At 72.8% G+C, this 13,787-nt stretch carries 12 protein-coding genes and 4 tRNA genes; 11 read left to right on the forward strand and 5 right to left on the reverse strand.

Annotated elements, in window-relative coordinates:
* Positions 1 to 131 precede the first annotated feature (131 nt).
* Together ACWEPF_RS21310 and ACWEPF_RS21315 are read left to right on the forward strand one after the other, a co-directional pair.
* Positions 132 to 956, forward strand: a complete 825-nt coding sequence (locus ACWEPF_RS21310; protein WP_452173767.1) for a GntR family transcriptional regulator — start codon at positions 132 to 134, stop codon at positions 954 to 956.
* Positions 953 to 1,645: a phosphonatase-like hydrolase gene (locus ACWEPF_RS21315; protein WP_452173768.1), complete on the forward strand. Its 693-nt coding sequence runs from the start codon at positions 953 to 955 to the stop codon at positions 1,643 to 1,645. Before ACWEPF_RS21310 ends, ACWEPF_RS21315 begins: the two co-directional genes overlap by 4 nt.
* Positions 1,646 to 1,874: 229 nt before the next feature.
* Here ACWEPF_RS21315 and ACWEPF_RS21320 read toward each other — a convergent pair whose 3' ends face one another.
* The 3 genes from ACWEPF_RS21320 to ACWEPF_RS21330 form a co-directional block, all read right to left on the reverse strand.
* Entirely contained in the window at positions 1,875 to 2,411 is a 537-nt protein-coding gene (locus ACWEPF_RS21320) for a DUF2716 domain-containing protein (protein WP_452173769.1), read from the reverse strand.
* 143 nt (positions 2,412 to 2,554) lie between these two features.
* The gene (locus ACWEPF_RS21325) at positions 2,555 to 3,058 is read right to left on the reverse strand and encodes an NUDIX domain-containing protein (RefSeq protein WP_452173770.1); all 504 of its coding nucleotides are present in this window, start codon (positions 3,056 to 3,058) and stop codon (positions 2,555 to 2,557) included.
* Positions 3,059 to 3,137: 79 nt separating this feature from the next.
* Positions 3,138 to 4,202, reverse strand: a complete 1,065-nt coding sequence (locus ACWEPF_RS21330; RefSeq protein ID WP_452173771.1) for a helix-turn-helix domain-containing protein — start codon at positions 4,200 to 4,202, stop codon at positions 3,138 to 3,140.
* A 244-nt stretch (positions 4,203 to 4,446) separates the two neighbouring features.
* Here ACWEPF_RS21330 and ACWEPF_RS21335 point away from each other — a divergent pair, with 244 nt between their 5' ends.
* The 3 genes from ACWEPF_RS21335 to ACWEPF_RS21345 all read left to right on the forward strand — a co-directional run bounded on the left by ACWEPF_RS21335 (position 4,447) and on the right by ACWEPF_RS21345 (position 7,566).
* On the forward strand, positions 4,447 to 4,956 hold the full coding sequence (locus tag ACWEPF_RS21335; protein ID WP_452173772.1) for a hypothetical protein: 510 nt from the start codon (positions 4,447 to 4,449) through the stop codon (positions 4,954 to 4,956).
* Between the two features lie 74 nt (positions 4,957 to 5,030).
* Positions 5,031 to 6,467: a flotillin family protein gene (locus ACWEPF_RS21340; protein WP_452173773.1), complete on the forward strand. Its 1,437-nt coding sequence runs from the start codon at positions 5,031 to 5,033 to the stop codon at positions 6,465 to 6,467.
* A gap of 142 nt (positions 6,468 to 6,609) precedes the next feature.
* The gene (locus ACWEPF_RS21345; protein WP_452173774.1) at positions 6,610 to 7,566 is read left to right on the forward strand and encodes a hypothetical protein; all 957 of its coding nucleotides are present in this window, start codon (positions 6,610 to 6,612) and stop codon (positions 7,564 to 7,566) included.
* A 209-nt stretch (positions 7,567 to 7,775) separates the two neighbouring features.
* Here ACWEPF_RS21345 and ACWEPF_RS21350 read toward each other — a convergent pair whose 3' ends face one another.
* A complete protein-coding gene (locus ACWEPF_RS21350) occupies positions 7,776 to 9,188 on the reverse strand; it encodes an aminotransferase-like domain-containing protein (protein WP_452173775.1) in 1,413 nt (470 codons plus the stop codon).
* Between ACWEPF_RS21350 and ACWEPF_RS21355 the strand changes: the two genes are divergently transcribed.
* From ACWEPF_RS21355 to ACWEPF_RS21380, 6 genes are all read left to right on the forward strand, one after another.
* Entirely contained in the window at positions 9,187 to 10,422 is a 1,236-nt protein-coding gene (locus ACWEPF_RS21355) for an aminotransferase class V-fold PLP-dependent enzyme (protein ID WP_452173776.1), read from the forward strand. The genes ACWEPF_RS21350 and ACWEPF_RS21355 overlap by 2 nt on opposite strands.
* On the forward strand, positions 10,419 to 11,738 hold the full coding sequence (locus ACWEPF_RS21360; RefSeq protein WP_452173777.1) for an MFS transporter: 1,320 nt from the start codon (positions 10,419 to 10,421) through the stop codon (positions 11,736 to 11,738). The genes ACWEPF_RS21355 and ACWEPF_RS21360 overlap by 4 nt, the downstream gene beginning before the upstream one ends.
* A gap of 445 nt (positions 11,739 to 12,183) precedes the next feature.
* Positions 12,184 to 12,256 (forward strand) — tRNA-Gln (locus ACWEPF_RS21365).
* Positions 12,257 to 12,266: 10 nt separating this feature from the next.
* Positions 12,267 to 12,351: transfer RNA gene (locus tag ACWEPF_RS21370), tRNA-Ser, on the forward strand.
* Positions 12,352 to 12,371: 20 nt separating this feature from the next.
* Positions 12,372 to 12,463 (forward strand) — tRNA-Ser (locus ACWEPF_RS21375).
* 12 nt (positions 12,464 to 12,475) lie between these two features.
* Positions 12,476 to 12,554, forward strand: a tRNA-Tyr gene (locus ACWEPF_RS21380).
* Positions 12,555 to 12,616: 62 nt separating this feature from the next.
* On the opposite strand, the gene ACWEPF_RS21385 is transcribed toward ACWEPF_RS21380, so the two are convergent.
* On the reverse strand, positions 12,617 to 13,648 hold the full coding sequence (locus ACWEPF_RS21385) for a methyltransferase (RefSeq protein WP_452173778.1): 1,032 nt from the start codon (positions 13,646 to 13,648) through the stop codon (positions 12,617 to 12,619).
* Between the last annotated feature and the right edge of the window lie 139 nt (positions 13,649 to 13,787).

Genomic DNA, 13,787 nt, shown 5'->3' on the forward strand with positions numbered 1-13,787 from the left:
GCCGAGCACCTGTCAATGGCTGTATAGACAACTTTCCTTCTGCTCACCTGGGTGACATCTGATGTTCACCAGGAAAATCGCACCTCAGGTCACCTCTTGGGAATCCGCCGACGTAGTGTCATAGTCGAGTTGTGAAGACAACTTCGGAGGGGCCGCTGCACCAGCGGCTCAGCGTGGAGCTCCTGCGCCGGATCAACACCGGGGCCTGGCCCGAGGGCCAACCGGTGCCCACCGAGGCCCAGTTGTGCGCCGAGTTCGGCGTCTCCCGGGGCCCGGTCCGCCAGGCCCTGGCCACACTGCGCCGCGAGGGCAACCTGGTCGGTGGCCGCGGCCGCCCGCCCGTGGCCCGCCGCACCGCGCCCTCGCAGCCGTTCGCGACCTTCCTCTCCTTCACCGAGTGGGCCGAGTCGATCGGCCGGGAGCCCGGGCAGCGGACGGTCGAGGTCTCCCGCCGCCGGGCGTCCCAGCCGGCCGCCTCCCGGCTCGGCCTGACCGAGGACGACCACGTGGTCGAGCTGGTCCGCCTGCGGCTGCTCGACGGCGTCCCCGCGATGCTGGAACGCTCCAGCTTCGTCGCGGAGGTCGGCCGCCACCTGTTCGACTTCGACCCGGACTCCGGTTCGGTCAACGCCGAACTGCTCCGCCGCGGCGTGGACCTGTACCGCGCCCGGCACACCATCGACGCCATCGCCGCCGGAGCGACCGACGCCGAGCTGCTGGAGGTCCGGCCCCGCGATCCGCTGCTGCGGGTCCGCCGGATCACCTCCTCCAGCGACGGGGAACCGCTGGAGTATGGCGACGACCGCTACCTCCCCGCGATGGCCACCTTCACCATCGAGAACACCCTCGAAGGCCGCACCGTCGCCGGCCGCTCCCCCGCCACCGCTCCCGCTCCCGCTCCCGCTCCCGCTCCCGTCAACACCACCGCACCCGCACCGAAGAGGACTGACACGTGATCGAGCTCGCCGTACTGGACATGGCCGGCACCACCATCGACGAGGCCGGCGCGGTCTACCAGGCGCTGCGCGCCGCCGTGGAGCGCAACGGCGTCGCCGTCGCCGACGAGGACCTGCAGACCTGGATGGGCACCGACAAGCGCGAGGCCATCGACGCCCTGGTCCGCCTCGGCGGCGGCACCCCCACCCCCGAACTGGTCGAGGAGAGCTACCGGGCCTTCGCCGAGTACCTGCGCGAGGCCTACCTGGCCACTCCGCCGCAGCCCCTCCCCGGCGTCGAGCAGGCCCTCGCCGAGCTGCGCTCCCGCGGCATCAAGGTCGCCCTCACCACCGGCTTCAGCGACGACGTCGCCGTCCCGCTGCTCGCCGCCATCGGCTGGTCCACCGGCGAGGGCGGCAACCTCGACGCCGTGGTCACCTCCGACGAGGTCGGCCGCGGCCGCCCCGCCCCGTACATGATCCACCGCGCCATGGAGAAGACCGGCGTCCTCGACGTCCGCGCCGTCCTCGCCGCCGGCGACACCGCCGTCGACCTCCAGGCCGGCACCAACGCCGGCGCGGGCGTCGTCGTCGGCGTCCTCACCGGCAAGGTCAACCAGGCCTACCTCGCCTCCCACCCCCACACCCACATCCTCCCCAGCGCCGCCGGCATCCCCGCCCTCCCGGAGACCCAGCCCACCCCCGCCTGACCCCTCGTCACCCCCGCCGGAGCGGCCGCCTTCGAGCCACGCCGGGCCGGCCGGACGTACGGTAGCGCGGGCATCACGCGCCCGCCTCTGCGCGGCCATCGCCGACCGGATCACCTTCCGCTGCACCCTGATCTCCTACCGCTACCAGGCCACCCAGGAATCCCTCTTCGCGAGCACGAACTGACGCAGCGTTGGACGGCTCTCTGCGTGGGAGCGAGCGGCGTGAGCCTCAGCCGGCAGCCTTCCCGTCCCGGCGAAGGACGACCTGCAGCAGTTGCTGCAGGTCGTCCTGGATCGCTTCGAGCAGTTCGCCACCGAATACGCAGAGGGAGTGTTCCCAGGGGTGGCCGAAGGTGCCAAAACGCAGGTCCTCTGCCAGGAAGATGTAGTAGTCCCCATCCGGATACGGGCTGAGTGGCCAGCCCTCACGCGAGCTCCCTTCAAGAACTCGGGGCAGGAACATGTCGGTCGCCGGCAGATCCGGACGGAGCCGATAGCACGTGTGCTGCCAATCCAAGATCCACAACGACTCCCCCGGGGCGCTGCAACCAGCGAGTCCTTCCTGCACCACATCGACCAGACGGTCGAGCTTTCGGCCGCCAGGGTCGTCGCTCAGCGCGTCGAGGCTCCATGTGATCGACGGCGAAGTCTCGGTGATTCCGGGGAAGGCATGGATGCTGGGGCGGAAGTCGAACTTGTCATAGAAACGGTCCCAGATGCCGTCGTCCTCGGCCCCGGCCAGACGCTTGAGGGGTTCATCGGTCATCCGACGAACCTAGCCTCAGAAGAACGAATCCCACTGCCCAATTTTGCTGCCACAGCCGGAGGGCTGGACCTCACGGGTCCAGCCCTTGCGCACATCCAGAGGTCCCGGCCACGACTCGTCAGGGAGGCGCCCAAAGTCAGGCGTCACGACCGCGGCGGCCGTGCGCGGACGACGGCGCGGGGGTCGGCGTCGTGCTCCCAGCCGTGGGTGGAGAAGCCGGTGGAACCGGTGAGGTGGGCGAGCAGGCTCGCGTGGGAGGTCACGAACATCGGCATCGGCAACCGGTCGGGGTCGGCGGGGACCCAGGTCACGGCCAGGTGCTTGTCCGGCTCGTTGTTGGTGAGCTCTCCGTCGAAGCGGGTGGTGGCGAAGGCGTGGAGCAGGAAACCGCCCTTCCCGTCCCAGCCCTCCCGCACCTGGATCGTGTGCACCAGCCGCAGGTCGGCGGGCTCGACGACCAGCCCGGTCTCCTCCCGCAGCTCCCGGACGGCGGCCAGGTCGATGCGTTCGCCCTCCTCGACCTTGCCCCCGGGGACGGTCCACGTCGGCTCCTTCGCCCAGCTGTCGTTCGCGTAGTTCACGGCGGCGATCCGCCCGGCACTCGTGTCGTGGACGATCACACAGACGGCCTGACGAAGGGTCAGCACGGGCGCACTCCTCGGATCGTGGCGCTCGGACCCGATGGCGGCGCCGAGCTCCACGCATCGTTCCAGGCAGCCGTGACACTCAACCCGAGGGGTCGTTCGCGGGCCAGTCCAGCAGCCGGGCGCCGATGACGGCGGTCTGCAGGGTGTAGCGGTGCACCGGGTCCGTCGGGTCGGAGCCGGTGAGCCGTTGCACCCGGTCGAGTCGGTAGGTCAGGGCCCGCACGCTCAGGCGCAGCCGGCGCGCCGCCTCGGCCGAGACGCAACCGGAGTCGAAGTACACCGACAGCGTCTCCAGCAGCGTGGCCGGCCCGCCGCGGGCCTTGCGGAGCGGGTCCAGCACACCGGTCACCAGGTCGGCCAGTGCCTGCCGGTCCCGGCTCAGGACCGGGAAGACCAACAGGTCGGAGGCGCGCAGGACGGATCCCGGCAGGTCCATCTTCCCGGCGAGGTCCAGTGCGCCGAGCGCCTCCTCGTAGGAGTGGACGACGCCGCCCGCACCGGGGTGCGGACGGCCGATCGCCACCAGGGCGGAGCCGGTGGCGGCGCTCGTCTGCTGGGCGAAGTAGTCGAGCACGTCGTCCTCGTCGCCCGGTGCGACGCACACCAGGCGGCCCTCCTTGGTGGTGAGCAGGATCCGGCGGTTGCCGAAGCGGTGGATCAGCGCGCTGTCCACCTGCCGGGTGACCGGATCACCGTCGGAGTAGGCGTCCGGCCCCTGGGCGACGGCGACCGCGTGCGCGTGGGAGAGCAGCAGCCCGAAGTGCTTGGCCCGCTCCGCCAGCCTGCCCAGGTCGCTGCGCCCGTAGAGCAGGTCGTCGATGAACTCGCGCCGGGCGGTCTCCTCCTGACGCACCGCCAGGCGCTGGGCGCGCTCGTGGCCCTCCGCGAAGGCGTCCACCGCCTGCTCCACGGCGGCCAGCACCGTGGTGGTGCGCTCCGATCCTGCGGCGGGCCACGCGGTCCGGGTGGCGGCCAGATGGGCGCGGACGGCGGCGCGCAGGCTCTGCCCCGTCTCGGCCGCCTGCTCGCCCGCCAGGCGGCAGGCCTCGAGTTCGTCCCGGCTCAGCCTGCGGCCGGTGTCGGCGACCTGCGCCAGGACGCGCGCGTACGCCGCCAGATGGCTGTCCGGTACCGCCTGGGTCACGCCGTGCTCCTGTCTTCCGCTTCCCGGAAGTATCGGTGATCGCCCGGCGTCGGCACCACTCGCCGGGGTTTCCGGGGCTTGCGGCAACCGTGCTGGTCATCGCCGCCGACCCGTCGGAGTCGGAAGCTGCCGTGAGGCGGCATTAAGAACACGTAAAGACTGCCGGGACACGGCAATGAACTCCACGGCCCTCTCCTGCAACGATTCAGCCCGACGGGGGAGCACCACGAGGAGGGGGCGGGACATGGCGTTGTTCCTGGGGCTGGGCCTCGCGGGCATCGCCGTCCTCGCCCTCTCCTTGGTGCTGGACGGGCTGCTCGACGGCCTCTTCGACGGTGCGTCAGCCGGTGCGCTCGACGGGCTGCTGTCGCTGCCGGTCGCCGCCGGGTTCGTCGCGATGTTCGGCTTCGTCGGCGCTCTCGTCCACGGCGTCACCTCGCTGGGAACGACCGCGGCAGTCGTGGCCGGCCTCTTGGCGGGAACCGCGACAGGCAGGCTGACCTGGGCTTTCAACCGGGCACTGATGCGGGACCGCTCCGCCACCACACCCACCGCCGAGGGCCTCGTCGGAACGACGGGCACCGTCGTCACCGAGATCCGGCCCGACGGCTTCGGCGAGGTCCTGCTGCGCTCCGGCGGGCAGCCCGTGAAGGTCTCGGCCCGGAGCACCGCAGCGATCGAGCGCGGCAAGCAGGTGTGGGTCGACGGCGTGCTGTCGCCCACCGCCGTCACGGTCCGCCCCACCCGGCCCTGACCAACCCGCGCACAACTCCGGAGCACCCGGAGCGAACCATCAGCCGCCCTCCACAGGGCGAAGGGGGACACCTCATGAGTCCAGTAGTAGTCACCGCCGTCGCCGGAGTGTTCGTCCTCCTGCTGCTGCTCGTCCTCGTCGTCGTCACCCGCTACAAGGTCGCGGGCCCGAGCGAGGCCTTCATCATCACCGGCCGCCGCGGCAAGACCTCGACCAACCCCGAGACCGGCCGCGTCAGCACGGACAACAGCGGTCAGAAGGTCGTCGTCGGCGGCGGGGTCTTCGTCGTGCCGTTCGTGCAGCAGAAGTTCACCCTCGACCTCTCCAGCCGGCACATCCCGATCGCGGTGCGCGGCGCCGTCACCCTGCGCGGCGTGAAGGCCAATCTCGACGGGGTGGCGATCGTCAAGGTCGGCGGCAACGAGGACGCCATCCGCGCCGCCGCCCAGCGCTTCCTCAAGCAGCAGGACGGCATCGTCCGCTTCACCCAGGAGGTCCTCTCGGGCGCCCTGCGCGCGATCGTGGGGCGGATGTCGGTGGAGGACGTCATCCGCGACCGCGCGGCCTTCGCCGGCCAGGTCGCCGAGGAGGCCGAGGCCAGCCTCTCCGGCCAGGGCCTGGTCCTGGACGCCTTCCAGATCCAGGACATCACCACCGAGGGCACCTACCTCGAGGACCTCGGCCGGCCCGAGGCGGCCCGGGCCAAGCAGGAGGCCGACATCGCCGAGTCGAACGCCCGGCGGGCCTCGGAGCAGGCACGGCTGAAGGCCGCCGAGGAGGTCGCGGTCGCCGAGCGCACCTTCTACCTGAAGCAGGCCGAGATCCGAGTGGAGACCGAGGCCGCGACCGCCAAGGCGAACGCCGCCGGCCCGCTCGCCGAAGCGGCCCGCCAGCAGGAGGTGCTCACCGAACAGGAGAAGGTCGCCGAGCGGCAGGCCGCGCTGACCGACCGTCAGCTCGACACCCAGGTCCGCAAGCCCGCCGACGCGGCCCGCTACCAGGCCGAGCAGCAGGCCGAGGCCCGCAAGGTCGCTCTGGTCAAGGAGGCCGAGGCGGAGGCCGAGCGCGCCCGCCTCACCGGCCTGGGCGAGCAGGCACACCGCGCCGCGCTCGCGGAGGCGGTGCGGATCGAGGGCGAGGCGGGTGCCTCCGCCATCGCGGCCCGGGGACTCGCCGAGGCCGAGGCGATGCGCAAGAAGGCCGAGGCGCTCGCCCAGTACGGCGACGCGGCGGTGATACAGATGCTGGTCGAGGCCCTGCCCCAGGTCGTCGGCAAGGCTTCCGAGCCGCTGAGTGCGATCGACAAGCTCACGGTGATCTCCACCGACGGCGCGAGCCAGCTCACCAGGACGGTCGCCGACAACGTCACCCAGGGTCTCGAACTGCTCAACTCCACCACCGGCGTCGATCTGACCGCGCTGCTGAGCGGCATCATCGGACGCACCGCCCCGAGCCCGGTGCCGTCCCCGGCAGGTCAGCCGGTGAGCACCACCATCGAGGTCACCGCCTGACCACCCGCGCTCCCCTCGCCCCGGCGGAGGGCACGACCGACGCTCGGTCCGCCCCTCCCCCCGTCCGGCCCGCTCCGGTCCCCGTCATCGGGCGGGCGGCTGCGGAGACCCTCAGAATGCGACACCAGAGAAGGAAGCGATCGTGCTGCGCTCGGAACTGATGGCCGTACTAAGCAAGTTGGCCCTCGTCCTGGCGCTGTGCGCTGCGGTGCCCGTCGCCTTCTGGCTGGCGTTGGCCCGCACGAACGCCGAGGTCGAACGGGCCACCGCGACCGCCGTCGGCCAGGTCGAACGCGTCGAACGCGGCAGGGGCTCGTCCGCCGTGGTGACGTGGACCGACGCGCACGGTGCCCGGCACAGCGGGAAGTTCTCCCTCTCCGACCCCGACCGCTACCACCCGGGCGACGCCTACCCGCTGCGCTACGACCCCGACGGCACCGATCCCCGGGCCGTGCCCGCCGAGGCCGAGGACGTCTCCGACCTGCGGGACCTGCAGCTCGTCCCACTCCTGCTGTCGGCAGCGGCCGGCGCCGCGGTGGCGGTGTTCTGGGCGGGCCGGGCAGCCCGGTACCTGCTGGTCCTCCGGAGCCCGTCCCTGCCCGGCACCGCCCGCGCCGGCCGGGCTCCCCACGGCCGCAACGCCTCCCGCCCGGTGGTCCACGTACGGTGGAGCGGCCCGTCCGGCGCCGTGCACGAGGGCTGGCAACCGGTCGTGCCCGGCCGGGCCGAGGCCGCCCTGCGCGGCAGCGACGCGGCCGACGGGACCGCGGTGACGGTCCACCAACGGACGGCCGGCGGCCGCGTGGTCCTCGTGCTCCCCAACGGCAGCTCGCTCGTCCCCTCCGACCGCCTGCACCCCGGCGAGCCGCCCGGCTGGGACGACTGCCCCGAAGCTCCGCTGCTGTACCGCTCCCCGCCACCTCCGAAGGCCGGATGGCAGCTCCGCTGCGCCTTCACCTGCATCGCGGCGGGCGCCGTCACCGCCCCCGCTGCCTGGTCCCTGACCGGCCAAGGCGCCGCCACCGCGACCATCACCCTCGTGGTCGCGACCTTCGCCGCAATGGGAATGTGGCTCCGCGAGCTCCAACGCGCCTACTGAGCGTGGGGTCCGCGCCGCTCTCGACAACCAGCACGGTCCAACCCCCTCCCGCCGGCCAACGGCCGTGACTGTGCGGCGGTCGTGGCGCACTGCGCCGGCGGATGCGCGTCGTCGGTTCCCGGTCGAGGAACGGTGGACTCGCGAACGGCGACGACCGGCCCGAGGGTGGCCGCGTCGGCATCCAGGACGGGGGCTGGCGCTCGCTTCCGTCAGGCGGGGTGCGTCGTCCGGACCGCGGCGGCCAGTCGGCCGACGGCTGAGGTCAGCTCCGGCAGGGACGCGGCGGCGGCGAAGCCGAGGCGCAGGTGGGCGGCCGGTGGCTCGGCGGGGAAGTAGCGGTGGCCCGCGTTGACGGAGACTCCGCGGGCGCGGGCGGCCTCGGAGACCTCGGTGGCGCCGAGACCGGGGGGAAGCCGGAGCCAGAGGTGGAGCCCGCCGGCCGGGGTGCGGTCGAGGGTCCAGTCGGACAGCTCGCGGGCCAGCGCGTCGGACAGCGTCGCGCAGCGGTCGCGCAAAGCACCGGCCAGGGTGCGCAGGTGACGGTCCCAGACTGGGGTGCTGAGCAGTTCGACGGCGGCCTCCTGGAGCGGGCGGGCGATGAAGAAGTCGTCCACCCGCCGCATGGCGTGCAGGCGTTGCATGACCGGGCCGCGGGCGACGACGGCGCCGATGCGCAGGCTGGGCGAGGCGGGCTTGGTCAGGGAGGTGAGGTGCACCACGGTGCCGTCGCGGTCGTCGGCGAGCAGCGGGTGCGGGACGGGTCGGCCGTGGCCGAGGTGGCGGGCGAAGTCGTCCTCGATCAGGAACGCTCCGGCGGCCCGGGCCACGTCCACCACCCGGCGGCGGCGCTCGGGGGCGAGCACGGTGCCGGTGGGGTTGTGGAAGGTGGGCTGGCAGTAGAGCAGCCGGGCCCCGGTCATGGCGAAGGCGTCGGCGAGCAGGTCGGGGCGGATCCCGTCCTCGTCCATGGGCACGGGGACCGGTCGCAGGCCCGCCGCCCGGGCGGCGGCCAGTGCGCCGGGGTAGGTGGGCGACTCGACCAGGACGGGGCTGCCGGGGACGGCGATCGCGCGGAACAGCATGGACAGCGCGCCTTGGCCGCCGCCGGTGATCAGGACGTCGTCGGGCTCCACGCCGCTCCCGGCCTGGCGGGCGAAGATCGCGCGCAGGGGTGTCAGGCCCGCCGCCGGGGCGCGGTGCCAGGCGTCCGGCCGCCGGGCGGCGCGGGCCAGGGCCGCGCCGAGTGCCTTGGTGGGCTGGAGGCTCTCGTGCAGGTAGCCGCCGGAGAGCGTGATGACGCCCTCGCGGGGGCGCTCCGCGTGGTCGTCGCCCTCGCCGGGGTCGTAGTCGCGGCCTGCCATCGCGACGGCCTGCCAGGAGGTGTCCGGGGCACCGTCGTCCCGGCCGGGGCGGCGGGCCGCCACGTAGGTGCCGCTGCCCGGCCGGGTCACCACCGCGCCCTCGGCGGCCAGTTGGGCGATGGCGCGGGAAACGGTGACCGGGCCGACCCCGTGACGGGCGATCAGATCGCGGCTGCTGGGGAGCCGGTCGCCGGGGGTCAGGGCGGCGATCTCCGACCGGAGGATCGCCACCAGTGCATCAGTACTGCTACCGTCGGACATGACGATACACAATAGCGCTTTCAGCTCCAAGGCGGAACCGCTCCTGGACCTCGCCGCCCTGCGAGCCGACACCCCCGGCTGCGAATCGGTGATCCACTTCAACAACGCCGGCTGCGGCCTGACGCCCCGTCCGGTGCTCGACGCGATGGTCGGCCACCTGCACCTGGAGGCAGCCGTCGGCGGCTACGAGGCCGCCGACGCACGGGCCGCCGAGGTCGCCGACTTCCACGCCTCGATCGCCGACCTCCTCCACACCCGGCCCGGGAACATCGCCTTCGCCGGCAGCGCCACCCACGCCTACTCCAAGGCCCTGTCCGCGATCGACTTCCGGCCCGGCGACGTCGTCCTCACCACCCGCAACGACTTCGTCTCCCAGCAGATCGCCTTCCTCTCGCTGCGCCGGCGCCACGGCGTCGAGGTCGTGCACGCCCCGGATCACCCCGACGGCAGCGGCGTCGACGTCGAGGCGATGGCAGCGCTGATGCGCACCGACCGCCCGCGCCTGGTCGCCGTCACCCACGTGCCCACCAACTCCGGCCTGGTCCAGCCGGTGGCCGAGATCGGCCGCCACTGCCGCGAGCTCGACCTGCTGTACCTGGTCGACGCCTGCCAGTCGGTCGGCCAGTACGAGATCGACGTCGAGGCGATCGGCTGCGACCTGCTCACCGCCACCTGCCGCAAGTTCCTTCGCGGACCGCGCGGTTCGGGCTTCCTGTACGTCTCGGACCGGGTACTGGACGCCGGATACGAACCCCTGTTCATCGACATGTACGGCGCCCGCTGGACCGCACCCGGCGCGTACCGCCCGGTGGAGACGGCGGCCCGGTTCGAGGAGTGGGAGTTCCCGTACGCGACCGTGCTCGGCTGCGCGGCCGCCGTCCGCTACGCGCTGCGGGTCGGCCCCGCGGCGATCGCCCGGCGCACCCCGGCCCTCGCCGGACGGCTGCGCGAGCGGCTGGCCGACGTTCCCGGGGTACGCCTGCTGGACCGCGGCCCGTCCCCCGCAGCCCTGGTCACCTTCGGGATCGACGGCTGGCAGGCCCTGCCGTTCAAGGCGGCGATCGACGGACGCGGCATCAACTCGGCGCTCAGCTACCGGGAGTTCGCCCAGTTCGACTTCGCCGACAAGGGCGTGGAATGGTGCCTGCGGCTCTCCCCGCACTACTACAACACCGAGGACGAGGTCGACGCGGTCGCCGCGACGATCGCCGAGCTCGCGGGGAGCACCCGGTGACCCGGACCTCGGAGCGGACGGACACCACCACCACCGTCGAAACGTCCCCAAGCCTCTGGCGCAACGGCGACTTCCTCAAGTTCTGGCTCGGGGAGACGGTCTCCCTGCTCGGCACCCAGATCACCAACCTCGCACTCCCCCTGACCGCCCTCTCCTTCGGCGCCACCGACGAACAGGTCGGACTGCTGCGCTTCCTCCAACTCGCCCCCTACCTCGGGCTCGCCCTGCTGATCGGGGTCTGGACCGACCGGGTCCGGCGCCGGCCCGTGATGCTGGGCGCCAACCTCGTCCGGCTGGTCCTGCTCGCCCTGGTCCCGCTGCTGTACTGGCAGCACGCCCTCGACCTGCCCGTCCTGCTGGTGATCGCCTGCGCCGTCGGCATCGCCTCGGTGGCGTTCGACGTGAGCTGGATGTCGTACGTGCCCGTGCTGGTGGGCAAGCCCGAGCACTACGTCGAGGCCGGAGCCAAGACGGGTGCCAGCTCCTCCGCCGCCGACGTGGCCGGCCCCGGACTCGCGGGCGTCCTGGTGTCGGCGCTCTCCGCCCCGGTGGCCCTGCTGGTGGACGCCTGCTCGTACGCCGTCTCCCTGGTCTCACTGCTGCTGATCCGCACACGCGAGCCACGCCCCGAACCGGCCGCCGAGCGGCACCTGCTGCGCGAACTCCGGGACGGGCTGGGCTGGGTGATGCGGGACGGTGTGCTGCGGGCCCTCGCCCTGGTCGGGTTCTGCTGCAACTTCTCGATGGTCACCGTGTGGACGATGTTCCTGCTGCACGGCACCCACGACCTGCGCCTCGGCCCGACCGCCCTCGGCGCGATCTTCGCCACCGCCTCGGTGGGCGGGCTCCTCGGCGCGCTGATCAGCCGCCGGGTCATCGCACGGTTCCCGGTCGGCCGGGTCTACCTGGTCGCCCAGTCCGCCCTGCTGCTCGGCCCGACCCTGCTCGCCACGGCGACCGGGCCCCGGCCGGTGACGATCGCGATGTGCGTGCTCTCCTTCCTCACCACCTACCTCGGCCTTGGTGTGGCCGGGGTCGTCATCGTCAGCCTGCGGCAGACCCTCACCCCGCAGTCGATGATGGGCCGGATGACGGCGGCGTTCCGAACCCTGCTCTTCGGCGGCGGCGCCCTGGGGGGCCTGACCGCAGGACTCCTGGCCGGTCGGATCGGCCCCGGACCGGCCCTGACCGTCGCCGCCGTCGGCTCCGCCACCGTCGTGATCGGCCTCGCCCTCTCCCCGGTCACCCGCCTCAAGGCCATGCCCCTCGGACCGCGGCAAGGGACCCCGACCGACCGAGACGACTCGCGCCGCTGACAACACTCGCACCACATACCGACGATGCCCGCCGAGGACCCGCCGGGCTGCGCGGAGCCGGCACCCGGCCACGCGCAGCCCGGGACGGGTGGACTGCTCGGGCGGGGCGAACCCCCGTGCCCCGTAGGGATGGCCGGTGAAGCGGCCGTGCTGGACGCCGCGGTGGCAGTGGTGACCCGTTGCCTCCCAAGCCCCTGTCCGGGCCGGCGGAAATGCGGTTGCACGGACAGTGCCCGCTGCCGCAGAGTATGGGCATCAGCCCGGCACCACCGCCACGGAGAGGAACGCACGTCATGAGCAACAGCCAGTCGTATCAGCGTTCTTCGAGCTCGCAGCAGAGCCAGGGGTATCCCTCCACGCGGTAGAGACCGGCACCGTCACGTGCCAGGCCGCCCAGGGGGAGACCCCGTCCGGGCGGCCTTCGCGTTGTGCCGCCGCCCCGCAGTGCCGGATGGTGCAACTGGCAGCACGCCTGACTCTGGATCAGGAAGTTCGAGGTTCGAATCCTCGTCCGGCAGCGCAGCACCAGGAGAGTTGGCCGAGTGGTAAGGCAGCGGCTTGCTAAGCCGTAGTCGGGTGAAAGCCCGCGCGCGTTCGATCCGCGCACTCTCCGCGCAGCACAAAGAAGTTCACGGAGGAGCCAGCCGACAGGTGGCGCCGGCCGCGGTCTTGAAAACCGTCGGGGTGCGCGAGCACCCGTGTGGGTTCGACCCCCACCTCCTCCGCTTCACCACCGAGGGCGAGCTGGGCACTGGAGAGCCCAAGGGCCTGTAAAGCCCCCGCATCGCTGTGCCGGTTCGACTCCGGCCTCGCCCACCCTTCCCCACCCCGAGCCCCGTCGGACCACGGTCCGGCGGGGCTCGCCCCTTGACGGGGCGTCAGGCCGGGACGGCTTCGACGACCGAGAGGACGGTGCCGGTCGGGGTGATGCGGGACAGGCGCAGGCCGGCGGTGGCGAGGAGGGTCTCGAAGTCGGCGGCGGTGCGTTCGCGGCCGGTGAGGGAGGCCATCATCATCAGGTCGAGGGTCTTGGACTGGTGCGGGGCGTTGCCCTCGGGGACGACGGCGTCGAGGATCAGGACGCGGCCGCCGGGGTGCAGGGCGCGGCGGCAGTGACCGAGGAGGGTGGCGCACCGGTCGTCGTCCCAGTCGTGGGTGATGCGCTTGAGCAGGTGGACGTCACCGGGCGGGACGGCGGTGAAGAAGTCGCCCTCGCTCAGGGTCCAGCGACCCTGGATCTCCCCGTCGGCGTCGGCCAACCGGTGGCCGGCCAGGACGTGGGGCCGGTCGTACAGGACTCCCCGCAGCCGGGGGTGGCGGCGCAGGACCTCGACGAGGAGACCGCCGTGGCCACCGCCGATGTCCACGACCGTGCCGACCTCGGGGAGGTCGCAGGCCGCCGCGATGGGGGCGTTCTCCGCGTCGGACATGGCGGCCATGCCCCCGTGGAAGACGGCGGCGGTACGGGCGTCCTTGGCGAAGTGGTCGAAGAACGGCATGCCGAAGATGCCCTCGAACGCCGTGGTGCCCTCGGTGAGGCAGCGCGAGAGATCGCCGGCGGGCCGCCACATGGTGGCGTCGGTGAGCATCAGGACGGCCGAGCGGGCGGAGTACGGGACGTCGCCGCGGAGCGCCTGCCCCGCGTCCGTCAGCACGAACCGGCCGTCCTGATCCTCCGTCACCACGTCACGGGTGGCGAGCAGTCGGAGCACCCGGCGGAGGTTGCGGGCGTCCGTGCCGGTGGCCGACGCGAGTTCGGCGGGGCTGCGGGGGCCGTCCGCGAGGTGGTCGGCCACGCCGGCCTCGGCGGCGGCGCGCAGGGCGGCGGGGAACAGGAAGCCGAGGGCCTCGTCCACCAGGAAGGCGGACGAACGGCGGAGGGCTTCGTCCTGCGGCTCGGGCTGGTTCATCCGGTCTCCTCGTTCACGGCGGTGCGTATGCGTCCGTCTTCGTGAGGAGAGGTGCCCCGGGACGGCCGGTTCGAAGCGCGCGCGTCGCGTTTCGACGGGCCGGGCCGCCCCGGGAGGGCACGAGCTGCGCCCCGGGCCC

Source organism: Kitasatospora sp. NPDC004289, assembly GCF_053602875.1.

Excerpts from the sequence above, each read along its gene's own strand:
- ACWEPF_RS21320 (WP_452173769.1), bottom strand. The coding sequence starts at position 2,411 with ATGACCGATGAACCCCTCAAGCGTCTGGCCGGGGCCGAGGACGACGGC.
- ACWEPF_RS21335 (WP_452173772.1), top strand. The coding sequence starts at position 4,447 with ATGGCGTTGTTCCTGGGGCTGGGCCTCGCGGGCATCGCCGTCCTCGCC.
- ACWEPF_RS21340 (WP_452173773.1), top strand. The coding sequence starts at position 5,031 with ATGAGTCCAGTAGTAGTCACCGCCGTCGCCGGAGTGTTCGTCCTCCTG.
- ACWEPF_RS21355 (WP_452173776.1), top strand. The coding sequence starts at position 9,187 with ATGACGATACACAATAGCGCTTTCAGCTCCAAGGCGGAACCGCTCCTG.
- ACWEPF_RS21350 (WP_452173775.1), bottom strand. The coding sequence starts at position 9,188 with ATGTCCGACGGTAGCAGTACTGATGCACTGGTGGCGATCCTCCGGTCG.
- ACWEPF_RS21385 (WP_452173778.1), bottom strand. The coding sequence starts at position 13,648 with ATGAACCAGCCCGAGCCGCAGGACGAAGCCCTCCGCCGTTCGTCCGCC.